The sequence below is a fragment of the Halorubrum sp. AS12 genome (assembly GCF_051122765.1).
Lineage (GTDB): Archaea > Halobacteriota > Halobacteria > Halobacteriales > Haloferacaceae > Halorubrum > Halorubrum trapanicum.
Genome location: NZ_CP185385.1, coordinates 633,961 through 658,744, shown reverse-complemented (window position 1 = coordinate 658,744; position 24,784 = coordinate 633,961). Strand labels below are relative to the sequence as shown.

The following is a 24,784-nucleotide window of genomic DNA, read 5'->3' as shown; positions in this document are numbered from 1 at the left end:
GTATGGAACTCGACGAGACGGACCGGGCGATCCTGAGAATTCTCCAGGAGGACGCGCGGACCCCGTTCTCGGAGGTCGCGCGCCGGATCGACATGTCCAGCGCGACCGTCCACGACCGGGTCAGCCGCCTCGAAGAGGCGGGCGTCATCCGCGGGTACCACGCCGACATCGACCCGAAGGCGGTTGGGTACGGCGTCGGCGCGTTCGTCGGCCTGCGCGTCGAGCAGGGCCGCGAGGAGGACGCGCTCGAACGCCTCCGCGGCATCGACGGCGTCCGCGAGATCCACCTGACCACCGGCGAGTGGGACGTAATCCTCCGCGTCGTCGCGGCCGACACCGACCGGCTCCGGGAGCTGATGTTCGAGCGGATCGCCGAGACCGAGGGGTTCTCGCGCTCGCAGACGATGGTGATACTCGGCACCGACTACGAGCAGCCCGGGCCGCCGCTGTAAGCGAGCGCCGGGCGACGCCGTAGAGCGACGGCTCGCTCGGGACCGGAACGCTCAACTCGGGACCTCCCCGAACGGTGACCATGAGCACAGGCCTCGCGGACGGGTTCGACCCGTCGCCGGAGCGCGCGTGGGCGGCGGTCGTCGGCGGCGTCGTCGCGGTGCTGGCGGTCGGATCGGTCGTCTTCCCGCGCGTCGTCTACGACCGGTTCCTCTGGCGCTACTTCTGGGGACCGGTCGTCGCGGACGGCGAGGGCGCGCAGTGCGCGGTCCGCGAGGCCGGCGGCACCACGGAACTGCTCGGCAGCGACGCGGCGTGTGGGTCGGCCGTGAGCGCGGGCGAGGTCGTCGCGACCCCGGGATACACCACCTTCTCGACGGTGAGCTACGTGGTGATCCTGCTGGCGATGCTGATCGGCGTCGTCTTCCTGCTCCGCCGGCTCGACATCGCGACGGAGCTCCGCTTCTTCTACGCGCTGTTCCCGTTCATGCTGTTCGGCGGGGCGATGCGGACGGTCGAGGACGCGGGCGTCGCCGCGACCGATGCCGGCGTCGAACCGCTGATCGCCTTCCCGGCGAGCGCGCTGCTCATCAGCCCGTTCATCTACTTCACGGTGTTTTTGTTCACGCTCGCGTGCGTCGTCGCGGCGCACGGACTCGAGCGGCGCGGCGTCGTCGACGACTACGCGCACCCGCTGTTCGCGTCGGGCGCCGCGGGGCTCGCGCTCGCGGTCGGCTACCTCTCGTATCTCGCCGTCACGACCGGCTACGTCACCTTCTACCCGCAGGTGCTCGTGCCGACGCTCCTCATCGCGACGGTCGCGACCGCGGGCACGTGGGCACTGGCGACCCGGCGGATTCCGACGATCCGGCAAGGGACCGGCGCGGCCGGGATCGTGATCATCTGGGGCCACGCGATCGACGGGGTCGCGAACGTGATCGGACTCAACTGGATGCCGGCGCTGACCGGCACCGCGAACCTCGTGCCGAAACACGTCGTCAACGAGCTGATCGTCGACTGGACCGGGCGGCTGTTCCCCGAGTCGATAGTCTCCGTCACCGGCGACGCGTGGCCGTTCCTCCTCGTGAAGCTCGCGGCCGCGACGTTCGTCGTCTGGGTGTTCAACGGCGAGATGTACGAGGAGTCGCCGCGGTACACGCTGCTGCTCCTCATCACCGTCCTCGCGGTCGGACTCGGTCCGGGCACCCGCGACATGCTCCGCGCGACGTTCGGGGTCTGAGCGACCCGATTCGACCCGCCGAAACCGACTCAAACGGCGAGGTAGGAGCCGAACGGCGCGCCGCGTCGCGCCCCCGTGGCGCGACGCGAACGCGAGGGAGGCAAGCGGGCCGCGCGGCCTCGCCCGCGCGGCCCGCTCGCCGAGGCTGGGGAGGCGTGAGGTGCGGTTGCGGTGCGGCCTTCGGCCGGCGCGGGTTTATACGGAACCGACAAGTGGCCCGAGCGCCGAGCGCGACCGTGACTGACACACCGCGACGACGCGTGCTGGCGGCCGCGGCCACGGGATCGACGCTCGGACTCGCCGGCTGCGGCGACCTCGCCGGATCGGACGGCGACGCCGCCGGACAGACCGACGACGGAACCAACGAGAGCGACGACGGCGGCGGGACCGGGAGCGGCTCCGACGGCGACGACGCCCGCGCGACGGTCGCTCTCGACGTTCAGGCGGAGATTCAGGCGGCCCAAGAGGATATCAGAACGCGAGTTCAGGAGGGGAACCTCTCGCAGGAGGACGCACAGGCGGAGCTGCTCGACGCGCAGACCGAGATCGTCTCGGCCGCGGTCGAGGACCTGGAGTCGTACGCGGCCGACGCGGACGGACTCGCCGTGGAGAACGCCAACGAACAGGCGGGAGCGGCCCTGGTTAGCGGGCCGGCCGCGGCGGTGCTGGACGCGCTGGAGGCCGATCCGGTGAACGCGCTCTTATCCGCCGCCGACTTCCCCGCGCCGCAGGAGGGCGGACAGTCGAACGGCTCCTGATCGACTCCACAACGACACCTTATAAGCCGTCGCGGGCGGAACGGACTCGGTAATGCTGGACGGGGTCAACGTCGCGCTCGGCGTCTCGGGGAGTATCGCGGCGGTGAAGGTCGTCGAACTCGCCCACGAACTGCGCCGCCACGGCGCGAGCGTCCGCGCCGTCATGTCCCCGGCGGCGACGAACATCGTCCACCCGTGGGCGGTCGACTTCGCGACCGACGAGCCGGTCGTCACCGAGATCACCGGGAGCGTCGAACACGTCGAGCTCTGCGGCCGCGAGGGATGGGCCGACGTGCTGCTGCTCGCGCCCGCGACCGCGAACACCGCCGGGAAGGTGGCGGCCGCGGTCGACGACACGCCCGTGACGACCTGCGCGACGACCGCGCTCGGCGCGGACGTGCCGGTCGTGATGGCGCCCGCGATCGCACGAGCCGATGTACGATCACCCGGGCGTCCTCGACGCGCTCGACCGCCTGGAGTCGTGGGGCGTCCGCTTCGCCGACCCGCGGATCGAGGAGGGGAAAGCGAAGATAGCCGCCGAGGAGGACATCGTCACGGAGGTCGCCCGCGCGACGACGCCCCAGACCCTCTCCGGGGCGCACGTCGTCGTCACCGCGGGGGCGACGAAGGAGCGGATCGACCCGATCCGGATCCTGACCAACCGCGCGTCGGGGAAGACGGGCCGGGCGGTCGCGCGGGCGCTCTACGCCCGCGGCGCGCGGGTGACGCTCGTTCAGGACGGTCCCGAAGTCCCGTACGCCGACGTGGCCGCGGTCGAGACGGCCGACGAGATGATGGAGGCCTGCCGGCGGACCGCGGCGACCGCGGACGCGCTGATCTCCGCGGCCGCCATCTCGGATTTCACCGCCGACGCCGTCGACGAGAAGATCCGGTCCGGCTCGCCGCTGTCGGTCGAGCTGGAGCCGACGCCGAAGCTCATCGACTCGGTGCGCGAGGCGTACCCCGACCTGCCGATCGTCGGGTTCAAGGCCGAGACGTCGGGCGACGACGCGGCGATGGTCGCGGAGGCGGAGCGCATCCGCGACCGCGTCGGGCTGTCGTTCGTCGTCGCGAACGACGCGAGCGTGATGGGCGACGACGAGACGCGCGTCCTGTTGGTCGGCGCGTCCGGGACCGATCCCGAGGAGGTCTCCGGCTCGAAGGACGCGGTCGCCGGCCGGATCGCGGACCGGCTCGCGGCGACGCTCGACGCGTCGGCGTGAGACACGCGGGAAACGGAAGATCGCATCACCCGACCCCGGCAGGCTCCCCGCGGATACAAACTGTTTTGAGGCGGTGGAGCGACCACATGGGTAGAGATACTCATGTGTAACGAGACGGTCACGCACGGCTCCGTGGGAGGTGTGGTGGGTGGCTGACGCCGACCCGCCGCCCGGCGACGGAGCCTCCGCCGACGGCCCGGTCGACTCCGCCGAGACGTCTGGTCTCTCTGCCGAAGCGTCGGGCGCCGACGCGACGGGCGGGCCAACGGCGACGGCCGGCGCGATCATCGTCCCCGTCGAGCCGACCTCCACGCTTCGCTCGACGATCGCGCACGTCGCCGAGGCGGCCGCGAACGACGGCGCTCCGGCGCTCCACCTCGTCGAGATCGCCTCGTGGCGGGACGGTGACCCGGAGAGCGACGAGCGGGCCGCCGCGGCCGAGCGCGTGCTCGAACGCGTCGCGGCGTGGGCGACCGCCGACCTCGACGACTCGGAGGCGCCCGCGGCCGCGGACGTCGAGGTCGTCACCGCGGTGATCGGCGCCGACGACTACCTGTTCGGCGCCGACGACTACGTCCGCGTGCTCGCGGAGTACGCCGAGGAAAACGACGCCGACCGCGTCGTGCTCGACCCCGAGTACACCCCGGTCGGCAACACGACGCTGCTCCAGCCGCTGGAGTTCGCGCTCTCGAACACCTCGCTGTCGGTCGAGACCGCGCCGGTCGATCGGCCGACGCGTCGCGAGCGGTTCCGAACCGAGGCGACCACCGGACGGTTCGTGGCGCTTTTCGGACTCTCGCTGGCGTTTTACCTCCTGTTGGGCGACCCGACCTACTGGTTCGACGCGGTGACGGGGGTCGCGACCGCCGCGGTCGTGTCGATCACCCTCTCACGGGTGAGCCTCGACTCGACGCCGGCGATCCCGCGCACCCCGATGCGGATCGCCCGCGGGCTGGTGTACGTCCCCGTGCTGCTCTACGAGATCCTGAAGGCGAACCTCGTGGTCGCCCGCGTCATCCTCGACCCGCGGCTCCCGATAGAGCCGACGCTGAACCGGATGCGCGTGATCGTCGGCAGCGGGCTCCCGCTGATGACGCTCGCGAACTCGATCACGCTGACGCCCGGGACGCTGACGGTCCGCGCCCGGGACAGCGACCTCTACGTCCACTCGCTCGTCCCGTGGGCCCGCGAGGGGCTGTTCGACGGCTCCCTAGAGCGGTGGACGCGCTTCGTCTACTACGGCCGTCGGTCGGCGCGCCTGCCGACCCCCCGCGAGCGCGACGACGTGGCGATCCTCCAGGGCGACGACGCCACCGAGGAGCTACCGATTGCCGCCGCCGACGGCGGAGCGGTCGGCGCGGCTCACGAGAGTGACGGGGTCGACGAAACCGGCGCCGCCGAATCGATCGACGACGAGGTGACCGACCGATGAGCCTCGTGGACGCGTCGCTCGCGGCCGGCTACACCCTCGGCGACTTCCTGCTCGTCGCGGCCGCCGGCTTCGCCGTCCTCGCGGTCGGCATGCTCTACCGCGCGGTCGTCGGGCCGACGATGGAAGACCGGGTACTGGCGGTGAACGTCCTCGGGACGAACACCGTCGTCATCCTCGCGATCTTGGGCGCGGCGCTCGGGGAGCCGACGTTCCTCGACATCGCCCTGGTGTACGCACTGCTCAACTTCCTGATGGCCATCGCCATCTCGAAGTTCACCGTCGAGCGGGGTGGTGTGCTGTGAGCGCAGCCGCGCTGGAGACGGCCCGCGTCTGGCTGATCGTCGCGCTCACGCTGCTCGGGCTGTTCTTCTCGTTCGTCTCGATGGTGGGCGTGCTCCGGCTACCCGACCTGTACTCGCGGGCGCACACCGCCTCCCAGGCCGACACGCTGGGCGCCGGCTTCGGGCTGGCGGCGGTCGCGCTCACCGTCGGGCTGGCGGGCGCCGGCTTCAAGTCGGTCCTCCTGCTGTTTTTCATCTTCGTGACGAATCCGACCGCGGCCCACGCGATTGCTCGGGCCGCCTTCGAGGAGGGAATCGTGCCGTGGACCAACGGGGATGACCGCCGATGACCGGCGCGCTCGCGTCCGCCGGTCCCCTCGGCGCGCCGGTCGTCGCGCAGGTGACCGCCATCGAGGCGAGCCTGTTCGTCTTCGTGGTGTTGACCGCGCTGTTCACGGCGCTGGCACGCGACGTGCTCGCCGCGGTGATCATCTTCGGCGCCTACAGCCTCGGGATGGCCGCGCTGTACACGTTCTACCGGGCGCCGGACGTCGCGATGACCGAGGCCGCCATCTCCGCCGGGGTGACCACGGTGCTGCTGCTCCTCACGCTCGCGAAGACGACCCGGGCCGACCACGAGGCGGCCTTCGAGTCGGTGAACCTGCCCGCCGCGGGCGCGGCGGGACTGCTGTTCGGCGGGCTGCTGCTCACGATGGGCGATATCCCAGCGGTCGGGTCCGAGGACGCGCCGATCTGGTCGAACCCGGACGTGAGCCAGTGGTACATCGCCCAGACGTACGCGGAGACGGGCGTCGAGAACGCGGTGATGGCCGTTCTGGCCGCGTTCCGCGGGTTCGACACGTTCGGCGAGGCGGTCGTCGTGTTCGCGGCCGGGATCGCCGCCCTCATCGTCCTCCACAGGGAGGTGTTCGCATGAGCGGCTCCGCTCCCGACTCAGGCGCCGACCCCGACGACGGCGCCGACCCCGACTCCAGCGGCGGGTTCGGTCGCGACCGACCGCCGCGCAGCGACGGTCGCCTCGACTCGGACCGCCGACAGGGCACCCCGTACACGGAGAGTCAGGTGATCATGCCGACGGTGAAGATCGTCGCGCCGTTCGCGTTCACCTACGGGCTGTTCGTCACCTTCCACGGCGGCGGATCGCCGGGCGGGGGGTTCCAGGGCGGCGCGATCGTGGCCGCGGTCGTGTTCATGATCGCGTTCGCGTTCGGCATCGAGGCCACCCGCGAGTGGCTCGCGAACACAGTCGTCGTCGCGCTCGCCGTCGGCGGCACCCTCGTGTTCGCCGGAATTGGGCTGGTCCCGGTCGCGCTCGGCGGCGCGTTCCTCCAGTACGAGCTGCTTCCGATCCCCGACCCCGTCAAGTACGGGATGGAGGGCGTCGAGATCCTCGGGATCGGCACCATCGTCGCCGGCGTGCTCATGGGGCTGTTCTTCGTCCTCGCGAACGGGTTCAGCGACGCGGGCGGGTTCGCCGACGCGGACGCGTTCGACGACGAGGTGGGAGACGGTCCCGAGACGGACGAAGCCCGGGACGACGGTTCGATCGACGGCACCGATCCGGACGACGGCGACGCTCCGGGTCCGGCGGCGACCGACGGGGGCCGCGCAGCTGACGACGCGGCGACCGACGGGGGCCGCGCAGCTGACGACGCGGCGACCGACGGAGGCGAACGATGACCGCCGCGCTCGTCGGCGCGTTCACCGCCGCGGTCGACGCCTCGACTCTCGGCGCTTCGGTGCTCTCCTCGGCCGGCGGCGCCGCCGAGATACTCGCGACGAGACACGCGTACGTCACGTTCGCGCTGCTGCTCTGTATCGGACTCTACATGATGATAGCGAATCCCAACCTCGTGAAGAAGATCATCGGACTCAACCTGTTCCAGACGGCGATCTTCCTGCTTTTCATCGCCTCTGCGTACGTCGACGGCGGAGCGATTCCGATCGTCCCGTCCGGCGGTCCGGAGGGCGGTCTCTACGTCAGTCCGCTCCCGCACGTCCTCGTGCTCACCGCCATCGTCGTCGGCGTGAGCCTCACCGCGGTCGCGCTCGCCCTGTGTATCCGGATCTACGACGAGTACGGCACGCTCCGGACCGACACCCTCCGTGAACTGCTCCGCGACGAGGGGTCGATCCCGGCGCGGGAACCGGTGGAGACGCCCGGCGACGACGGTGCGCCCGCCGCCGGTGGGGCGCCCGGCGCGTCCGACGCGGGGGGTGAGACGGATGACTGACGTTCTCCTGCCGCTCGCGGTCGTCGTCCCCATCGTCGCGGCGACGCTGCCGCTGGCGCTCGGGCTGCGGTACGACCGCGCCGGCTGGCCGGTCGCGGCGGTCGGGACGACGGCCGTGGCCGGAATAGCGGCCGCGATAGCCGTGGAAACGGTGATTAACGGACCGTTCAGCCACGCGCTGGGCGGCTTCCTCCCCCCGATCGGAATCGAACTCGTCGCCGACCGGCTGTCGGTGGCGGTGCTGCTACTCGTGGCCGCGGTCTCGGTCGCGACGCTCGCGTTCGCGCGGGTCGCCGGCCCGCGAGGGAACCCGTTCTACAGCGCGTACCTCCTGCTGGTCGGCGGGCTGGTCGGGATGGTGCTCACCGGCGACCTGTTCAACCTGTTCGTATTCTTAGAGATCACCGGGCTGACGACGTACGCGCTCATCGCCGCGGACCGCTCGGGTGCGAGCGCGTACGCCTCGCTGAAGTACCTCGTCGTCGGCACCGTCGGCGCCTCGCTGTACCTGCTCGGCGTCGGCTACGTCTTCCTCGCGACGGGGACGCTGAACATGCTCGACGTACAGGCGCAGATCGTCGCGCAGGCCGGCTACGGCGACCCGCTCATCCGCGCGAGCTACGCGTTCATCGTGACCGGACTCGCCCTGAAGATCGCCTTGTTCCCGGTCCACTCGTGGCAGCCGGACGCCTACCAGCGCGCGCCGGACTCGGTCACGACGATCGTCGCGGCGCTGGTGTCGACGGCGAGCGCGTACGCGCTGATCCGCGTGACCTACACGGTGTTCACGGTCGACTTCCTCGCGGCCAACGAGGGGATCGCGACCGCGCTGCTCGTCGTCTCGACCGTCTCCATCGTCGCCGGCTCCGCGCTCGCGGCGATGCAGTCGAACCTCAAGCGGATGTTCGCGTACTCCTCGGTCGCGCAGTTTGGCATGATCGGCGCGGCGGTCGCGCTCGCGAACGAGACGGCGCTGCTCGGCGGGATCGTCCACCTGATCGGGCACGGGATCATGAAGTTCGGGCTGTTCCTCGGAATCGGGCTGCTCGCGCTCGGTTACGGCAGCCGCCGGATCGAGGACCTCGCGAGCGCCGCGCGCGCGGCCCCGTACACGTCGGGCGCGCTCGCGGTCCTCGGGCTCGCCTTGGTCGGGATCCCGCCGTCGATCGGCTTCCTCGGGAAGTGGTACGTCGGCGTCGGCGCGGTCGACGCCGGACTCGCCGACGGCGGCGCGGTCGGGATCGCGGTCGCCGCGGCGATATTCGTCAGCACGCTGTTCACGCTGTCGTACGTCGCGCGGCTGATCGAGCGGTTCTACTTCGCCGGGGCGGGGCTTCCCGGCGACCACGGCGACGCGGCCGCGAGAGGCGGTGACGGCTCCGCCGACGCGGCGGCGACCGACGGCGGCGACTCCCCCGCGACCGACGACCGGGAACCGTCGCCCGCCAAGACCGCGGACGGTCTTCCGGCGCCCGTCGAGGGCGCGCCGCGGTCGTCGCTCGTCCCAGACCGGGTGCCGACGGCGCCGCTTCTCGCGCTCGGACTGGCGGCGCTGGCGACGGTCGCGCTCGGCTTCGGCGGCTTCGCGCTCGCGGAGTGGTTCGACCCGTTCCTCACGGAGGTGTTCGCATGATAGAAGCTACACCCGACATACGTCCCCTACTGGCGGTTCTCGTCTCGTTCGTCGCGGCGTTCTTCATCGTCGCGTCGCACCGCTCGCCGAACGTCCGCGAGGGGTGGACGCTCGTCGCGTCGCTCGCGAAGTTCGGCATCGTCGCGTCGATGCTGCCTGCGGTCCTCGACGGTGCCGTCTTCGAGTGGTCGCTCGGGGCGTTCCTCCCCGGAATCGGCGCGCCGATCGAGTTCGTTCTGCGCGCCGACGCGCTCGGCATGCTGTTCGCATTCCTCGCGAGCGGGCTGTGGATAATCACCTCCTTCTACAGCATCGGCTACATGCGCGGCCTCGACGAGGCGAACCAGACCCGGTACTTCGCGGCGTTCGCGGTGTCGCTCGCCGCGACGATGGGGATCGCGTTCGCCGGAAACCTCGTGACGATCTTCGTCTTCTACGAGCTGCTGTCGATCGCGACCTACCCGCTCGTCGCGCACGACGAGACGGCCGAGGCGCGCTCGGCCGGCCGCAAGTACCTCGCGTACACGATGTTCGGCGGCGGCGTGCTCGTCTTGGCGGGCACCGCGCTCGTCTACCTGATCGCCGGCACCGTCGAGTTCACCGCCGGCGGCATCGCGGAACTCGCGAGCGCCGACCCCGGGCTCGCGATGCTCGCCTTCTTCCTGCTTGCCATCGGCTTCGGCGTGAAGGCGGGGATCATGCCCCTCCACCAGTGGCTCCCCGAGGCGATGGTGGCGCCGACGCCGGTCTCCGGGCTACTCCACGCGGTCGCGGTCGTCAAGTCCGGCGCGTTCGGCGTCTCGCGGGTCGTCCTCGACGTGTTCGGACCCGAACTCGTCTTCGACCTCTCGCTCCCCTTCGGCTTCACCGCCGGCCTCGTCCTCTCGACTATCGGGGCGATCACGCTCACCGCGGCCTCGCTCATCGCCCTCCGGAAGGACCACCTGAAGCGCCGGCTCGCCTACTCGACGATCAGCCAGCTGAGCTACATCATTCTCGGGCTGGGGCTGTTCGGCTGGTACGGGCTGGTGGGCGCGCTCTTACACATCCCGGCGCACGCGTTCATGAAGCTCACCCTGTTCTTCTGTGCGGGCAACATCCACGTGTCGACTCACACCGACTACATCTCCCAGATGGCGGGGATCGGCAAGCGGATGCCACTGACGATGGGGGCGTTCGCGGTCGCCTCGCTGGGGATGGCAGGGATGCCGCTGCTCGCCGGCTTCGTCAGCAAGTACTACATGCTGATCGGCGGAGTTCAGATGGGGATGACCCTCACCCCGGTCGCCTACTACCTCGTCGGTGCGCTGCTCCTGTCCGGCGTCCTCAACGTCGCGTACTTCTGGCCGGTGATCTACACCGCCTTCTTCGAGGCGGAGGACGCCCACGACGCGAAGCCGCTCGTCGACTTCCCGCTCGGCGGCGAGTCGCGGTCGATCGTCGCGGCGACCGACGGTGGCCGCCCGGATGACGATGACACTGACGACAGCGACGACGATGACGAGGAGGAACCCGCCGACACCGTCGACGACATCGTCGCGGACGCCGGCGACGCGGACGACTCCTCGCCCGACGCCGACGGCGTCGACGAGTCCGAGGTCCCGGACGCCGACCTCGACGACCTGCCGACCGACGAGGAGGGCGTCGTCCGGCCGGACTTCGCCGCGAGCGAGCGCGACTTCTCGGAACCGGCCGAACGCGTCGACACGGGCGATTACGCGGTCGACCAGCGCCCCTCGGACGCGGACGTGCCGTTCGGTCCCGGGCGTGCCGACGCGCCAGACGAGAGCACGGCCGATGCCGCCGAGGGTCACGACGACGGCGAACCCGCCGCCGTCGACGCTCACGATGAAGAATTCGCAACCGACACTCACGACGACCGCAACGACGCACACGACGCACACGACGCACACGACGAGCACGGCGACGACCACGACGACCATCACCACGGCGGGCCGCCGGCGGGCGGCTGGGAACACGTCGCCGGACTCGACGCCCTCCGCGGGCGCGAGTCGACGTGGTTCACGCTCGGGCCGATCCTCACCGTGATGGCGCTCGCGGTCCTGCTCGGCGTGATTCCCCACCAGATGGGATTCCTGGAGCTGATCGAGCTCATCGTCGACACGCGGCTCCCCGAGGAGGTGGTGCGCCCGTGACGGTGCCGACCGACCTCCTGACCTCGATTCCGCCGTACGTCCTGATCGCGTTCGCGGCGCTCGCGGTGCTGGCGCTGCCGCGGCGGTCGGGACACGCGGTCGCCGCGCTGGCGACGGCGTTCACATTCGCGCAGGCGGTGCTGCTCGGCGACGGTGGAACGGGCGCGCACCTCGCGACGCAGTTCCTCGGGTTCGACGTCGTCTTCTTCAACGTCGACCAGTTCTCGCTGCTGATGGGCGTCGTCGTCGGGTTCCTCGCGACGGCGGCGGTGCTGTACGCGTACGGCAGCGAGGCGCCGACGTGGGTGACCGCGTTCGCGCTGATCTACGTCGCGTCGACGGTGGCGACGATCTACGCCGGCGACTGGCTCACCCTGATCTTCTTCTGGGAGCTGATGGCCGTCACCTCGACGCTGCTCGTCTGGCAGCACGGCGGGGCGGCGGTGCGGGCTGGCTACCGCTACGCGCTGTTCCACGGCACCGGCGGGACCATCCTGCTCGCGGCGGTCGTCGTCCACGGCGTGTCGATGCTCGGGAGCGTGCCGGCCGGCGAGATATTCCTGTTCTCGTCGACGACCGGGATCCACGCCTCCGCGACGGTGCTCGCGGCGATCGGGATCGGGATCAACTGCGGGTTCATCTTCCTTCACAGCTGGCTGCCGGACACCTACCCGCGCCCGCACGTCGCGGCGTCGGTGTTCCTCTCGGTGTTCACGACGAAGACCGCCGCCTACGTGATGTACCGCGCGTTCCCCGAGGGCGGCATGTGGCTCGCGTACCTCGGCGGGTTCATGGCCGTCTACGGCGCGTTCTTCGCGCTGCTCCAGTACGACCCGCGGCGGCTGCTGTCGTACCACATTCAGGCGCAGGTCGGCTACATGCTCGCCGGCTTCGGGCTGGCGACGCTCGCCACCCCCTACGGCGAGTTCGCCGTCACCGGCGGGTTCGCCCACCTGTTCAACAACGTCCTCTACAAGAGTCTCCTCTTCATGGCGGTCGGCGTCGTCGTCTACCGAACCGGCGTCGAGGACATCCGAGAGATGGGCGGCCTGTGGCGGGTGATGCCGATCACCTTCCTCGTCTACCTCGTCGGTGCGGCCTCGATTACCGCCGTACCGGGGTTCAACGGCTTCATCTCGAAGGGGATGGTGCTCGACTCCGCCCACAAGGTCCACGAGTACGTCCTGCTCTTAGACAGCGGGCTGCTCTGGTGGCTGCTCGTCCTCGGCGGCGTGGGGACGTTCATGTCGTTCATCAAGCTCGGGTACTACATGTTCTTCCACGGCTCGGCGACGCTGTCGCCGGACGACGCCACGCTGTTCCAGACCGCCGGGATGCTGCTGGCGGCGGGCGCGTGCGTCTTCCTCGGCGTCTTCTACACCCAGCTGATCGAGCTGATGCCGTTCACCGACCTCATCCTCAGCGACGAGGTGTACTTCAAGCCGTACAGTCGGAGCCACCTGACCGAGAGCGCGGCGCTGCTGGTCGCCGGCTTCGTCGGCTTCTTCGCGTTGAAGCGCCCGCTCGGTTGGCTCGCCCACCGGATGCCCGACGTCGACGCCGTCCTCTTCCCGAGCGCGTTCTACCTCGGGCGCGGCTCGGTGTGGGGGGTCACGGAGCTGTGGGCCGCCGTCGACCGCGCGACGATGGCCCTCGCGGGCGCGGCGATGCGGACCGCGAGCGACCCGCGCGAGGCGCTCGCTCGCGCCGGGTTCGACGTCGAGATCCGCGCCGGTATCGGCCGGAGCGTACTGTTCCTGACGCTCACCGCCGGAGTCGCGCTGTTCGCTTTCCTGTTGGTCTGACTGGAGTCGGCCGCCCGCGTCGGGCGGCTCTCTCGCCTCAGTCGTCGCCGAGGCGTCTGGCCTGTTCGCTGAGCACGAGGAAGGCGATCGCACCGACGAACGCGACCACGAATCCCAGGACCGCGCCGTCTCCGACGCCGGCGTAGTGCGCGAACAGCAGCGGACTCGTGCTCACGCCGAAGAGACCGATCCCGTACCCCACTCGGTCGACGCGGTCGTCGAACCGCGGCGCTTCCGCGAGCAGCGAGATGTCGAATGCGAGGTAGAAGTACGCGGCCCCGGCGTAGACGGCGGCGGTTCCGAGGGACGTGGGGGCGGTCGGAACGATTCGGTGGACGCCGAGTCCGGCAAGCAGGCCGACGACGACCGCGAGCGGGAGGGCGCGTTTCATGGACGCCCGGTTCGACGCGGGCCGGCAAAAGCCCGGCGTCGGCACGAGACGACCGAACGGCGAGATACGAAACGGTCGGAAAACGGGTGTCGCGGCGTCAGTACTCCTCGTAGGCTAGGTTCATCATCCACTGCGAGAAGGCGTCGGCCTGCGCGTCAACCTCCTCCTCGCCGATGAACGGCGAGAGCATGTCGCCGGCCATAAGCAGCGAGAAGTCCAGGTCGCGCGGGGCCGGCTCCAGGTAGTAGGTGTTGTGGCCGTCGTAGACGGTGTCCTCGCGCTGGATCACTCCGGACTCTTCTAAGGATTCGGCGATGCGGCTCCCCTTCCGCGAGGAGACGTCGAGTTCCTTCCAGAAGTCGCTCTGGTGGATCCCGCCGGTCTCGCGGATGAGTTCGAGACCGGCGCGCTCGTCCGCCGACAGCTCGGACTCGATTTCGGACGCGCTCATGGTTTCACACGCCCCCCGAATCGCTTAAAACTGGCTTTCCGGTCGGACCGCCCTCGACGTCGCCGCGCCGCCTCATCCGCGGGAGAGCGCGAACCCGTCCGGTAGCGACACCGGTTCGACCGGCGTCTCGCAGGGCGGGCCGTCGGCGTACGCGACGGCGGGGTCGTCGCCCGTCCGAATTCGGGTGAACGACCGCGTACCGTAGTCGTCGCCGTGGAGACAGGCGCCGTACTCGTGGTCGGCGAGGACGTCGCTCGCGCGGTCGAGCCACGACGCGCCCGACTCGCCCGGCTCCGGGACGAGCGTCGCTGCGATCCGCCTGGCGCTCTCGGCGCGCTCCTCGCCGAACTCCCGTCGCCGCTCGGGAACCGCGAACCGCTCCGCGCCGTTGACCACGCCGCCGACGTTGCCGACGACGTGGACGCCCGGGTCGAGTCGGGTCACGACGAGACCGCCGTCGTACGCGAGCAGGAACGCCGCCCGCTCGTCGGCCAAGACGAGGTTGAATCCGTCGTACGCGCGCTCGTCGAGCTCCCGCTCGACCGATCGGACCGCCTCCTCGGCGGAGGCGGCCGTCAGGCAGTCGCGGACGAGCAGCCCACGGGAGCGGTCCCCCTCGCGGTCGGCGTCGAGCCACCGGTTCGTGACGGCGACGACGAGACCGCCCTCCGAGACGCCGATCCACGTGCCACCGGCCTCGGCGTCGCGCGGGGCCACGTACCGGACGCTACCTGCTCCGTCGCCGCCGGCGTCGCCACTATCAGTCTCGTCGCCGCGCAACGCCGGCGGTTCGCTGGGGCGGTCGAGCGCCTCGTCGCGGGTGGCCGCGAGCGCGACGGGGGCGTCACCGAACGTCCGCCACGCGAGGGTCAGGGTACACACGCCCGCGAGTACGCCCGCTCGCCTGAAAACTCCACGGCGGATCCGGCGTCGCGGTTTACTCACAATAAAAGAAATCTTTTGGTCACTGGCCGCCTGAGTCGAGATATGAACGCGATTGCCGTCTACGAGGGGGACGACGAACCGGTCGTGACCGAGAAGCCGCGACCGGAACCGGCGCCCGGCGAGGCGCTGGTCCGGACCCTCCGGGTCGGCGTCGACGGGACCGACCACGAGGTCATCGCCGGCGGACACGGCGGGACCCCCGCGGGCGAGGACCACCTCGTGTTGGGTCACGAGGCGGTCGGCGTGGTCGAGGACCCGAACGACACGCCGTTCGAGGTCGGCGACGTCGTCGTTCCGACGGTGCGCCGCCCGCCCAACGGCGCCAACGAGTACTTCGCGCGCGGCGAACCCGACATGGCGCCGGACGGCGAGTACCACGAGCGCGGCATCGTCGGCGCGCACGGCTTCATGGCGGAGTACTTCACCAGCCCCGCCGAGTTCCTCGTCGAGATCCCGCCGGCGCTCGCGGAGTGGGGGTTCCTCGTCGAGCCGGTCTCGATCGCCGAGAAGGCGATCGAACACGCGTACGCCAGCCGGTCGGCGTTCCACTGGGAGCCGGAGTCGGCGCTGGTGTTGGGCAACGGGTCGCTCGGACTCCTGACGGTCGCGACCCTCGACGAGGAGTTCGACCGGATCTACCGTCTCGGGCGGCGCGAGCGCCCCGACCCGACGATCGAGATCATCGAGTCCCTGGGGGCGACGTACGTGAACTCCAACGAGACGTCCGTCCCCGAGGTCTCGGACGCGTACGAGCCGATGGACCTGGTCTTCGAGGCGACCGGCCACGCGCCCCACGCCTTCGAGACGATCGAGGCGCTCGCGCCCAACGGCGTCGGCGCGCTCCTCGGCGTCCCGGGCGACTGGGAGTTCGAGATCGACGGGGGCCGGCTCCACCGCGAGTTCGTCCTCCACAACAAGGCGCTCGTCGGCAGCGTCAACTCCGGGTACGGTCACTTCGAGTCCGCGATCGAGTCGATCTCGGGACTCTCGGAGGAGTTCTTGGGCGATCTCGTGACCGGCGTCCACGGGTTAGACGAGTTCGAGGCCGCGTTCGCGGATGACGACACGACTATTAAAACGGCGGTCGAATTTGCCGCGTATGAAGAACGTTGACGACCTGATAGACAGCGCCGCCGAGCTCGCGGAACACGGTCTCTCGAAGGGGGAGATCGCCGACGAACTGAACGTCTCCCGCGAGACGGCGAGCTGGCTGGTCGAGCGCGGCGGCGGGTCGGACGCCGCCGACGCGACCGCGGAGACGACCGCGTTCGCCGACATCCACGTCGACTGGTCCGCGCTTGGCCGCGACTCGACCCGCCTCGGCTACGCGGCGAGCGCGATGGCCGACCTCCTGGCCAAACAGGGCGAGGAGGTCGATCTCACCGTCGGTATCGAGAAGGCCGGCGCGCCGCTTGCGACCGCGGTCGCGGACCGGCTCGACACCGACCTCGGCACGTACGCGCCCGCGAAACACCAGTGGGAAGAGGGTGACATCGACGAGCAGGGGGGCGGCTTCTCGCGGAACTTCGCCGCCATCCGGAACCGCGACTGCTACGTCGTCGACGACATCATCACCTCGGGGACGACGATGCGGGAGTCGATCGACGCGATCCGCGAACAGGGCGGCGAGCCGGTCGCGTGCGTCGTGCTGGTCGACAAGAAGGGGTACGACGAGATCGACGGGGTGCCGGTGTACTCGCTCGTCGACGTCGTCCGCGTCGACCGCGAGGAGTAGACGAGACGCGAGCCTCGCGACCGGTCGGCCTCGCTTCTGTCCTCCCGTGCGGAACCCCTTTGCCTCGGCGACGCGTACCCGGTCGCATGACGTTCAGCCCCGAAGCGGACGCGGACGCCGAGGAGATAGAAGCGCGCGTCGAGAACACCATCGCCGACAACGACGTGGTACTGTTCATGAAGGGGAACCCCCTGATGCCGCAGTGCGGCTACTCGAAGCGCGCCGTCGAACTGATCAGCCAGCACGTCGAGGAGTTCGAGACGGTCGACGTGCTGCCTGCGCTGCCGCAGTACCGCGAGGCGCTGGAGTCGCACAGCGACTGGGAGACGATTCCGCAGACGTTCGTCGACGGCGAGTTCGTTGGCGGGAGCGACGTACTCGCGGAACTCGACGAGCGCGGCGAGCTCGCCGCCGAGCTAGGCGCCGAGTAAGGGTCGCCTCACGGTGTCGGACTCGCACACCGGCGGTTGCGAGCGGGACCCGATCCAAGGGTCTCGAAGGGCAGGCCATATAAACCCACGGTGCCTACATAGGGTAGAAGCAGTCGTTGCCGCTGCCGCCGCGACCACCGGTTCGACCCCACCGCTTTCCACAAACAATGACAGGCCGCGTGTTCAGACTTCATTCGACGCTCGAACTGCCACTCGAAGACGTAGAGACGTACTTCGACGAAGATCCCGACCTGCCGCCGGAGATCGACGATATCGACATCACGCGTCGAAACAACACACTCATCATCAAGGCCCTGTCCGACGACGAGTCGATCAGCAAGTACACGCCGACCGCCCAGCTGAAGGCGTCGGTCACGGAGACGCGCGTGTGGGAGGAGGAGCCGCCGCGCGCCGGCGGCCCGCAGTGGATGGACGACGAGGAGGAGGAGATCCCCTCGGAGCTGGTCGAGTTCGCCTGCTTCAAGGGCGACCGCGAGACCGTTCTCCAGAACTCCGCGCTCCAGTACCCCATGTTCCTCGTGTTACGCGAGATAGCGACCCTCTCGGAGAAGGGGACGCTGACCGCGATAACCGAGGAGGACGGCGAGCTCGAAGCGACCCGGATCGTCGAGGGTGAGCGGCGCCCCGCAAGCATCGAGGTCGTCGAGAGCCCGCAGGGGGCCGGCGAGGGCGACGGCGGCGTCAACTGGCGCGACAACGACTTCATTTCGGACTGAAGCGGCGCGCCCGCCACGCGCGTCACGCGCCTGCCCCGCCGCCCGCTACGCCCGCCTCCGCCGCCGGCCGCGGCCGACCGCCGACCCTTTATCCGCGCGATACTCTCTTCCGGTCATGAGCAACTGGGTGAGCCTCTTCTCCGGCGGGAAAGACTCCTCGTGGGCGCTGTACCGCGCGCTGGAGGAGGGACTCGACGTCTCGCGACTCCTGACCGTCCACCCCGCCGGCGACTCGTACATGTACCACACGCCGGCGACAGAGCTGGCGTCGCTCGCGGCCGAGAGCGTCGGGATCGACCTCGTCGAGGTGTCGCCCGCGGACTTCGGCGCGGACGACGTCGACGACGCGGGCGCGCAGGGCGACGCGGAGTTGGAGCCGATGGAGGCGGCGCTTCGGGAGATCGCCGCCGAGAGCGACGTGGATCTCGCGGGCGTCACCGCCGGCGCGGTCGAAAGCGAGTTCCAGACGAACCGGATTCAGGCGATGTGCGACCGGCTCGGGATCGATCTGTTCGCGCCGCTGTGGCAGGAAGACCCCGTCGAACTCGCGGAAGCGATGTTCGACGCCGGCTTCGAGATTCGGATCGTTCAGGTGGCGGCGTACGGACTCGACGAGTCGTGGCTCGGGCGGCGGTACGACGCGGCCGCGCTCGACGACCTGCTCGCGCTTCGCGAGGAGTACGGCGTCCACCCGCTCGGCGAGGGGGGCGAGTTCGAGACGTACGTCGTCGACGGCCCGCACATGGACCGCCGCATCGACCTGGCCTACGACGCGGTGTGGGAGGGCGACCGCGGCCACGTCGAGATCCGGGACGCGTCGCTGGAGTGACCCGGCGACGATCGCCGAAACGCCGCCGAATCGCCCACGCTACGGCCAGTTCCCGGCCTGATCGTACGCGTCCACGATCCGACCGATCCCGACGACGTACGCCGCGGTTCGGAGGTTGTGAACCTCGTTCGACTCGTAGGTGTCGACCAGCGTGTCGAACGCCGCCGTGATCACGCGTTCCAGCTCCTCGTTGACGCGCTCCTCGGTCCAGCTGAACCGCTGTCGGTTCTGGACCCACTCGAAGTAGGAGACGGTGACGCCGCCCGCGTTCGCGAGGATGTCGGGGACGACGTGGACGTCGCGCTCGGCGAGTACGTCGTCGGCGTCCGGCGTGAGCGGGCCGTTCGCCGCCTCGACGATCAGGTCGGCGGCGACGTCCGCCGCGAGGTCGCCGTCGACCGCGTTCTCCAGCGCGGCCGGGACGAGGCAGTCGACGTCGAGCGTGAGCAGCTCGTCGTTCGTGAGGGAGTCGGCGCCGGAGTAGCCGGTCACCGAGCCGGTCTCAGACTTGTGCGCCTTCACCTCGCGCGGGTCGAGTCCGTCGGCGTCGTGGATGCCCCCGGAGGAGTCGGAGACCGCGACCACGCTGGCGCCGAGTTCGTCGAGCAGCGCGGCCGCGACGGAGCCGGCGTTGCCGTACCCCTGAACGGCGACCGTCGCGCCCGCGAGGTCGCGGCCGATCCAGTCGAACGCCTCGCGGGCGGACAGCGCCACGGAGCGACCGGTCGCCTCGACGCGGCCCTCGCTGCCGCCGGAGTCGATCGCCTTCCCCGTGATGACGCCGGGCGCGGTCGTGTTCTCGAGGGTCTCGTAGGTGTCTTTAATCCAGTTCATCTCCCGCTGGCCGGTGTTGACGTCCGGCGCGGGGATGTCGCGGTCCTCGCCGATCAGGGGGCGCAGTTCGGTCGCGAACGCCCGGGTGATGCGCTCTAACTCGTCCGCGGAGTAGTCGGCCGGGTCGATCGCGATACCGCCCTTGCCGCCCCCGTACGGGATGTCGACGACGGCGCACTTGTACGCCATCCAGCCCGACAGCGCCTTCACCTCGTCGCGGGTGACGCCCGGGTGATAGCGGATCCCGCCCTTGTACGGGCCGCGGTCGCCGTTGAACTGCGAGCGGTACGCGCGGACGGTCTCCAGCGAACCGTCGTCGCGCTCGAACGTCAGGTTCGTCTCCAACACCCGCTCCGGGTTCTTCAGCCGCTCGATAACGCCCGGACCGGCGTCGACGACTGCCGCGGCGTCGTCCACCTGCTCCCGCAGACTCTCGAACGGATTCGCCTCAGAAGACATACTCTCACGTGCTGGTGGCCGGTGGTTAATTGTGACGGATGGCCCGGGTCGTCCGCGCGCCGAGCGTCGCCGTCAGCGGCCGCCCTCGGGGGCGCGCTCGCCGTCGGCCGCGCGGTCGAGGATCCGCTCCGCCTGCGCGATCAGGGGCGCGTCGATCATCTCGCCGTCGACCTCGAAGACGGCGCGTCCCTCTCGCTCCGCCTCGTCGCGGGCGTCGAGGATCGCCTTCGCCCACTCGACTTCCTCCGGATCCGGCGTGAACGCCTCGGTGATCGGTCCCACCTGCGCCGGGTGGATCGCGAGCTTCCCGTCGTAGCCGAGCCGCCGGGCGAACGCCGCGTCCTCGCGAAGTCCCGACCCGTCCGAGAAGTCCGTGTACACCGTGTCGAGCGCGTCGACCTCGGCCGCGCTCGCCGCGAGAACGACGTGTTCGCGGGCGTACAGCACCTCCGTCCCTTCGTCGGTCCGTGTGGCGCCCACGTCGGCGGCGAGGTCCTCGGCGCCGAAGGCGAGCGCGTCGGTCGCGGTTGCGGCCGCGATCGCCTGCGCCGAGAGGACGCCCGCCGCGGTCTCGACGAGCGCGAACACGGCGGGGTCGCGGCCGCGCTCGGCGCACAGCGCGGCGACGGTCTCGACGCGGTCGGCGGACTCGACCTTCGGGAGCATCACTGCGTCGAGCCGAACGTCGCCGGTTCCGGTCTCCGCGCCGGTTCCTCGCTCCGCGGCGGTCTCTCTCTCCGCGCCTCTCTCGTCGCCCGTGTCGCTCCCCAACACGCCGTCGAGGTCGGCCGCGGGCGACTCGGCTGTCAGTCGGACGCAGATCTCCGCGTCGGGGTCGAACGCGGGGTCGGCGAGCACCTCGCGGATCGCCGACCGAGCCTCGTCTTTCCGGCCGGGGGCGACGGCGTCTTCGAGGTCGAAGCAGATCACGTCGGCGCCGGACCCGGGCGCCTTGCGCATGAGGTCGGGGCTGTCGCCGGGAGAGAACAGCAGGCTTCGTCGGGCCATGTCGAGGTCTCCCCGTCGTCGGACATAAATCGTGGGCGTCTGAGGCGGCGATTTATAACTGAATGAGTGCGGCGGCGCGTGCCGGCGAGCGCCCGGAGGGCGCGAGTCGCACGCGCGAGGGAGTCGCTGGCGGCGGCAGCCGCCAGCGACGAGGCTGGGGAGGTGTGAGGTGCTGTGCGATGCGGGGCGGGACTCAAAGCCCCAGCCGCGGGGCCGCCGTACGCTCGCTGCGGTCCTCGGTCCTTGCGTCGCCTACGGCGGCCCCGCGGCTGGGGCTTTGGAGGCGTTCGCGATCGATCCGTCAGCAGCAGTTTATAAGCGATCGGCTGGGGCTTCGGAGGGAGTCACCACGAATGGCCCCAGTAAAGAGCGGTACCGATTTCACGCCGCCGGTCGACCGGAGGGCCATGTCCGGACTGTACTACGAGGAGTTCGAAGTCGGCGAGACGATAGAGCACGCGAAGCGACGGACGATAAGCGAATCCGACAACCAGCGCTTCTGCGACATGACGATGAACCAGCAGCCGCTCCACCTCGACGCGGACTTCGCGGAAGACACCCAGTTCGGCGAGCGGCTGGTGAACGGGCTGTACACCATGTCGCTCGCGGTCGGGGTCTCCATCCCCGAGACGACGGACGGGACCATCGTCGCGAACCTCTCGTACGACGGCGTGGAACACCCGAACCCGGTGTTCCACGGCGATACGATCCGAGCGCGCTCGACCGTCACCGACAAGCGGGAGACGAGCGACGGCGAGCGCGGCGTCGTCACCATGCGCGTGGAGGCGTTCAAGGTCGTCGACGGGGACGAGGACGTGCTCGTCTGCGAGTTCGAGCGGACCGTCCTCTCCGAGAAGCGGCCGGAGGGAGCCGAAGACGGCGAGCGCGACTGAGTCCGTCAGTCCCCCTCGCCGGCCAGCAACAGCCCGAGGTAGGAGGTCCGAACCTGCTCGTCCGCGTCGAGGTCGAGGTGGTCGAGCGCGTCGACCGCCGCCTCGCGCGCCGCGTCGACCTCGCCCTCCGTCTCGACGGCGCGCTCGATCTCGACGTACTCGTCCAGCCCGGTGACCGCGTCGAGCGTCACCGTGAACCCGTCGTACGACCAGAACTCCCGGCGCTTCTCGACCGTCGCGGCCGGTTCGAAGCCCAGCCCCGAGAAGACCGCCGCGAGGGCCTCGCCGTCGTCGACGCCCGTCTCGTGTTCGGCGCGCGTCTTCGAGGCCTCGTCGAGGAGCGGTCCCTTGTAGGTAACCGTCGCCGCCGCGTCGGAGTCGTCTTCCGGCGGCGACTCCACGCCCTCCGCCAGCGGCGTTTCGCGCCGGATCCGGAGCGCCTCGTCGGTCTCAGCGAACTCGCGGTGCGGCGCGTCGTAGTAGGTGTCGCGCTGTCGGCGGGCGTCGACACGCTCGGCACCGGCCTCGCGGAGGCGCTCCCGCGTCGCGTCGAGTTCGGCCGGAACTTTGATCTCGACTTCGTACATGGCAGGGCGTGCGCCCGGCGCGTTCAAAAGGGACGCGGGACTCTGCGCGCTTCGGGGTGCCCGGCGGAACCCTGCGCGCTCCGAGAACAAGTGGCGGGCCGCGCGCGGCGGCGTGTCAGTGCCCGAACCGTCGCCGTTTCCCGTTCGTCGGCGGCCTTCGGGCCGAACCGTGCTTCTTAAGGGTGTAACAGGTGACCTTCAGGTATGAGCGATCAGGAGCAAGCGGACGCGGCCGACGAGGCCGAGGAGACCGAGACCGAGACCGACGCAGACGGACTCGAAGACGGCGACTTCGTCCGCGTCGCGTACACGATCCGAACGGCCGACGACGATCGCGTCATCGACACGACCGACAAGGAGACGGCCGAGGAGGCCGAGATCGACGTCGACGAGTACGACTTCGAGCCGCGCATCATCGCGCTCGGCGCCGGCCACGTGTTCCCCTCCGTCGAGGAGGCGTTCATCGGCGGCTCCGTCGGCGACGAGGGCACAGTCGACGTCCCCGCCGAGGACGCCTTCGGCGAGTACGACCCCGACGAGGTCGAGACGGTCAAGGCCGACAAGATCCCCGAGGACGACCGCTACCCCGGCGCGCAGGTCCAGATCGACAACCAGCAGGGCCACCTCGAAACGATCATCGGCGGCCGCGCCCGCGTCGACTTCAACCACCCGCTGGCCGGTGAGGACCTCGAGTACGAGTACGAGATCCTCGAAGCCATCGACGACCGCGAACAGCAGGCCGCCGGCATGCTCGGCATGTACCTCCAGGAGGCGCCAGAGGTCCGCATCGAGACGGTCACCGAGGAGGAAGAGACCGTCACCGAGGACGACGACGGCGAGGAGACCGTCGAGACCGAGGAGGTCGAGAAGGACGTCCTCTACGTCACCGCGACGCAGGCGATGCGAGATGAACCAGCAGTGGATGTTCCAGAAACAGCAGATCGCCCAGGACCTCATGAGCCGCCTCGACCTCGACCGCGTAGTCGTCGAGGAGGTCATCGAGGGCGGCGGCATGGGCGGTCTCGGCGGCATGATGGGCGGCATGGGCGGCGGCGCCGGCGACGTCGACATCGAGGAGGCGCTCGAAGACGTCGACGTCGACGCCGACGAGATCGTCGACGAGATCGACGAGGAGTAACCGACCTCCCCGTCTACCGGTCTTCGAATTCTTCCGTTTTTCGCGTCGCGCGGAGCGACTGCGTTCGGTCGGCTCCGCGTCCGTCTCCGCCCGAGGAGTCGATCCGACCACCGAACAGATCCCTTTTGCCCGCCGGCCCGTCCAGACAGAGTATGGAGATCGAACGGGCACGCGAGGACGCGCTCGTCGCCGCGGCCGCGGGCGCGACGACGGTCGCGGTCGCGCTGCTGTCGAGTTTCACCGGTCTCGTCTCAGTCGCGACGCTCCCGGCGCTGACGCCGCTCGCCGTGTACGCGCTGTACCTCTTCTCGCGGAAGGGCGGCCCGTACGGGGCGTTCGACACCGCGCGGAACTGGGCGATCCTAGCGGCCGTCGTGGGTGGCGTCGTGCTGGTCGTTTCCGCCGTAGTCTAACCCGAGAATTGAGCCAGCCGCGAGGACGTTGGACCGATTCAGGCGATGTCGCGGCTCGTGTCGACGGCGACCTCGTCGGTGAGCTTTAGCTTTAGCGGCTCTTCGAGGGCGGCGCCGCCGCGGAACTTGGAAACGACGAGGCGATTCGCGATTTCGGTTCCGGTGACGGTGGTGCGGAGATCGAACACGACGTCCGCGACCTGTTCCGTGATCCGCCTCGTTCGGGGATCCTCGCCGCCGCGAAGCGCGTGGAGCACCGCGACGCCGCCGGCGTCGTCGACGCGGGACCGGACCCCGTCGAGGAACTCGGCGTACGTCGACGGGGACGCCTCCGCCTCAAGCGGCTCCACGGAGTCGACGATCAGCGTCCCGCCTTCGGGGAGGTCGTCGGTCAACGCCGCTGCTTCGTCGAGGTCGCCGGCGTCGTCCGTGGTCTCGACCGTCGTCTCCTCGTCCCCGTCGAGGCTGAGCGCCGCCTCCACCGCTCCGGCCGATCGAACGGTCGTCAGGTATCGACACCGGCGAATCCGGGCGAAACGGTCCAGGATGAGCTCGGACTGACTGTCGGGATTCGCCTTCAACACGACGACGCTACCGCTCGGGAGCCCTCCGCCGAACTGTCGATCCAGCACCGAGATCCCAGTCGGAAGCGTCTCCATACGATCGCTGCCGCCCGTGGACGCTTGGGTCTGTCGGTGAC

At 70.0% G+C, this 24,784-nt stretch carries 26 protein-coding genes and 2 pseudogenes; 21 read left to right on the top strand and 7 right to left on the bottom strand.

Translation table 11 applies throughout. The annotated features are described in order from the left end of the window. Positions 1 to 2 precede the first annotated feature (2 nt). The 13 genes and pseudogenes from ACODNG_RS03360 to ACODNG_RS03300 all read left to right on the top strand — a co-directional run bounded on the left by ACODNG_RS03360 (position 3) and on the right by ACODNG_RS03300 (position 13,233). On the top strand, positions 3 to 452 hold the full coding sequence (locus ACODNG_RS03360; RefSeq protein ID WP_004598227.1) for an Lrp/AsnC family transcriptional regulator: 450 nt from the start codon (positions 3 to 5) through the stop codon (positions 450 to 452). A gap of 80 nt (positions 453 to 532) precedes the next feature. Further along, positions 533 to 1,690: a DUF63 family protein gene (locus tag ACODNG_RS03355; RefSeq protein ID WP_434522429.1), complete on the top strand. Its 1,158-nt coding sequence runs from the start codon at positions 533 to 535 to the stop codon at positions 1,688 to 1,690. A 236-nt stretch (positions 1,691 to 1,926) separates the two neighbouring features. Beyond that, entirely contained in the window at positions 1,927 to 2,448 is a 522-nt protein-coding gene (locus tag ACODNG_RS03350) for a hypothetical protein (protein WP_434522428.1), read from the top strand. Positions 2,449 to 2,500: 52 nt separating this feature from the next. Next, a pseudogene (gene coaBC, locus ACODNG_RS03345) lies at positions 2,501 to 3,671 on the top strand (bifunctional phosphopantothenoylcysteine decarboxylase/phosphopantothenate--cysteine ligase CoaBC). 148 nt (positions 3,672 to 3,819) lie between these two features. Further along, positions 3,820 to 5,103, top strand: coding sequence for a monovalent cation/H+ antiporter subunit E (locus ACODNG_RS03340; protein ID WP_434522427.1), 1,284 nt, complete (start codon positions 3,820 to 3,822; stop codon positions 5,101 to 5,103). Further along, positions 5,100 to 5,405, top strand: a complete 306-nt coding sequence (locus ACODNG_RS03335) for a cation:proton antiporter (protein WP_434522426.1) — start codon at positions 5,100 to 5,102, stop codon at positions 5,403 to 5,405. The genes ACODNG_RS03340 and ACODNG_RS03335 overlap by 4 nt, the downstream gene beginning before the upstream one ends. After that, complete coding sequence (gene mnhG, locus ACODNG_RS03330; RefSeq protein WP_434522425.1) at positions 5,402 to 5,734, top strand: monovalent cation/H(+) antiporter subunit G; 333 nt, start codon at positions 5,402 to 5,404, stop codon at positions 5,732 to 5,734. The genes ACODNG_RS03335 and mnhG overlap by 4 nt, the downstream gene beginning before the upstream one ends. Continuing rightward, positions 5,731 to 6,321 (top strand): DUF4040 domain-containing protein, encoded by a 591-nt coding sequence (locus ACODNG_RS03325; RefSeq protein ID WP_434522424.1) that lies wholly within the window; start codon positions 5,731 to 5,733, stop codon positions 6,319 to 6,321. Before mnhG ends, ACODNG_RS03325 begins: the two co-directional genes overlap by 4 nt. Further along, positions 6,318 to 7,085 (top strand): MnhB domain-containing protein, encoded by a 768-nt coding sequence (locus tag ACODNG_RS03320; RefSeq protein WP_434522423.1) that lies wholly within the window; start codon positions 6,318 to 6,320, stop codon positions 7,083 to 7,085. Before ACODNG_RS03325 ends, ACODNG_RS03320 begins: the two co-directional genes overlap by 4 nt. Further along, a complete protein-coding gene (locus ACODNG_RS03315; protein WP_434522422.1) occupies positions 7,082 to 7,639 on the top strand; it encodes a cation:proton antiporter subunit C in 558 nt (185 codons plus the stop codon). Before ACODNG_RS03320 ends, ACODNG_RS03315 begins: the two co-directional genes overlap by 4 nt. Continuing rightward, the gene (locus ACODNG_RS03310; RefSeq protein ID WP_434522421.1) at positions 7,632 to 9,272 is read left to right on the top strand and encodes a proton-conducting transporter transmembrane domain-containing protein; all 1,641 of its coding nucleotides are present in this window, start codon (positions 7,632 to 7,634) and stop codon (positions 9,270 to 9,272) included. Before ACODNG_RS03315 ends, ACODNG_RS03310 begins: the two co-directional genes overlap by 8 nt. Then, the gene (locus ACODNG_RS03305) at positions 9,269 to 11,428 is read left to right on the top strand and encodes a cation:proton antiporter (protein ID WP_434522420.1); all 2,160 of its coding nucleotides are present in this window, start codon (positions 9,269 to 9,271) and stop codon (positions 11,426 to 11,428) included. The genes ACODNG_RS03310 and ACODNG_RS03305 overlap by 4 nt, the downstream gene beginning before the upstream one ends. Beyond that, on the top strand, positions 11,425 to 13,233 hold the full coding sequence (locus ACODNG_RS03300; RefSeq protein ID WP_434522419.1) for a Na(+)/H(+) antiporter subunit D: 1,809 nt from the start codon (positions 11,425 to 11,427) through the stop codon (positions 13,231 to 13,233). Before ACODNG_RS03305 ends, ACODNG_RS03300 begins: the two co-directional genes overlap by 4 nt. A 37-nt stretch (positions 13,234 to 13,270) precedes the next feature. Here the strand turns inward: ACODNG_RS03300 and ACODNG_RS03295 are convergent, their stop codons facing one another. The 3 genes from ACODNG_RS03295 to ACODNG_RS03285 form a co-directional block, all read right to left on the bottom strand. Next, a complete protein-coding gene (locus tag ACODNG_RS03295) occupies positions 13,271 to 13,624 on the bottom strand; it encodes a hypothetical protein (RefSeq protein WP_434522418.1) in 354 nt (117 codons plus the stop codon). A 97-nt stretch (positions 13,625 to 13,721) separates the two neighbouring features. Further along, positions 13,722 to 14,075 (bottom strand): helix-turn-helix transcriptional regulator, encoded by a 354-nt coding sequence (locus ACODNG_RS03290; protein WP_209546202.1) that lies wholly within the window; start codon positions 14,073 to 14,075, stop codon positions 13,722 to 13,724. A gap of 72 nt (positions 14,076 to 14,147) precedes the next feature. Next, positions 14,148 to 14,957 (bottom strand): NRDE family protein, encoded by an 810-nt coding sequence (locus tag ACODNG_RS03285; RefSeq protein ID WP_434522417.1) that lies wholly within the window; start codon positions 14,955 to 14,957, stop codon positions 14,148 to 14,150. A 105-nt stretch (positions 14,958 to 15,062) separates the two neighbouring features. On the opposite strand from ACODNG_RS03285, the gene ACODNG_RS03280 reads away from it, so the two are divergent. The 5 genes from ACODNG_RS03280 to ACODNG_RS03260 all read left to right on the top strand — a co-directional run bounded on the left by ACODNG_RS03280 (position 15,063) and on the right by ACODNG_RS03260 (position 18,752). Continuing rightward, positions 15,063 to 16,133, top strand: coding sequence for a glucose 1-dehydrogenase (locus ACODNG_RS03280; RefSeq protein WP_434522416.1), 1,071 nt, complete (start codon positions 15,063 to 15,065; stop codon positions 16,131 to 16,133). Further along, positions 16,120 to 16,755: a transcriptional regulator GfcR gene (gene gfcR, locus ACODNG_RS03275; protein WP_209546198.1), complete on the top strand. Its 636-nt coding sequence runs from the start codon at positions 16,120 to 16,122 to the stop codon at positions 16,753 to 16,755. The genes ACODNG_RS03280 and gfcR overlap by 14 nt, the downstream gene beginning before the upstream one ends. 86 nt (positions 16,756 to 16,841) lie before the next feature. Further along, entirely contained in the window at positions 16,842 to 17,186 is a 345-nt protein-coding gene (locus ACODNG_RS03270) for a glutaredoxin family protein (RefSeq protein WP_434522415.1), read from the top strand. A gap of 167 nt (positions 17,187 to 17,353) precedes the next feature. Next, complete coding sequence (locus ACODNG_RS03265) at positions 17,354 to 17,923, top strand: DUF7110 family protein (protein ID WP_209546195.1); 570 nt, start codon at positions 17,354 to 17,356, stop codon at positions 17,921 to 17,923. 115 nt (positions 17,924 to 18,038) lie between these two features. Beyond that, positions 18,039 to 18,752, top strand: coding sequence for a diphthine--ammonia ligase (locus ACODNG_RS03260; RefSeq protein WP_434522414.1), 714 nt, complete (start codon positions 18,039 to 18,041; stop codon positions 18,750 to 18,752). A 39-nt stretch (positions 18,753 to 18,791) separates the two neighbouring features. On the opposite strand, the gene ACODNG_RS03255 is transcribed toward ACODNG_RS03260, so the two are convergent. Both ACODNG_RS03255 and ACODNG_RS03250 read right to left on the bottom strand, forming a co-directional pair. Continuing rightward, positions 18,792 to 20,045: a Glu/Leu/Phe/Val family dehydrogenase gene (locus ACODNG_RS03255; RefSeq protein WP_434522413.1), complete on the bottom strand. Its 1,254-nt coding sequence runs from the start codon at positions 20,043 to 20,045 to the stop codon at positions 18,792 to 18,794. A 72-nt stretch (positions 20,046 to 20,117) separates the two neighbouring features. Next, entirely contained in the window at positions 20,118 to 21,053 is a 936-nt protein-coding gene (locus ACODNG_RS03250) for an HpcH/HpaI aldolase/citrate lyase family protein (protein ID WP_434522412.1), read from the bottom strand. A 407-nt stretch (positions 21,054 to 21,460) separates the two neighbouring features. On the opposite strand from ACODNG_RS03250, the gene ACODNG_RS03245 reads away from it, so the two are divergent. Further along, a complete protein-coding gene (locus ACODNG_RS03245; protein WP_434522411.1) occupies positions 21,461 to 21,946 on the top strand; it encodes a MaoC family dehydratase in 486 nt (161 codons plus the stop codon). Between the two features lie 5 nt (positions 21,947 to 21,951). Here ACODNG_RS03245 and cyaB read toward each other — a convergent pair whose 3' ends face one another. Further along, positions 21,952 to 22,533 (bottom strand): class IV adenylate cyclase, encoded by a 582-nt coding sequence (gene cyaB / locus ACODNG_RS03240; RefSeq protein WP_434522410.1) that lies wholly within the window; start codon positions 22,531 to 22,533, stop codon positions 21,952 to 21,954. Between the two features lie 204 nt (positions 22,534 to 22,737). On the opposite strand from cyaB, the pseudogene ACODNG_RS03235 reads away from it, so the two are divergent. Both ACODNG_RS03235 and ACODNG_RS03230 read left to right on the top strand, forming a co-directional pair. Then, positions 22,738 to 23,671, top strand: a pseudogene (locus tag ACODNG_RS03235) (FKBP-type peptidyl-prolyl cis-trans isomerase). A 152-nt stretch (positions 23,672 to 23,823) separates the two neighbouring features. Continuing rightward, positions 23,824 to 24,084 (top strand): hypothetical protein, encoded by a 261-nt coding sequence (locus ACODNG_RS03230; protein WP_434522409.1) that lies wholly within the window; start codon positions 23,824 to 23,826, stop codon positions 24,082 to 24,084. 38 nt (positions 24,085 to 24,122) lie between these two features. Here ACODNG_RS03230 and ACODNG_RS03225 read toward each other — a convergent pair whose 3' ends face one another. Next, on the bottom strand, positions 24,123 to 24,743 hold the full coding sequence (locus ACODNG_RS03225) for an RAD55 family ATPase (protein WP_434522408.1): 621 nt from the start codon (positions 24,741 to 24,743) through the stop codon (positions 24,123 to 24,125). Positions 24,744 to 24,784 lie beyond the last annotated feature (41 nt).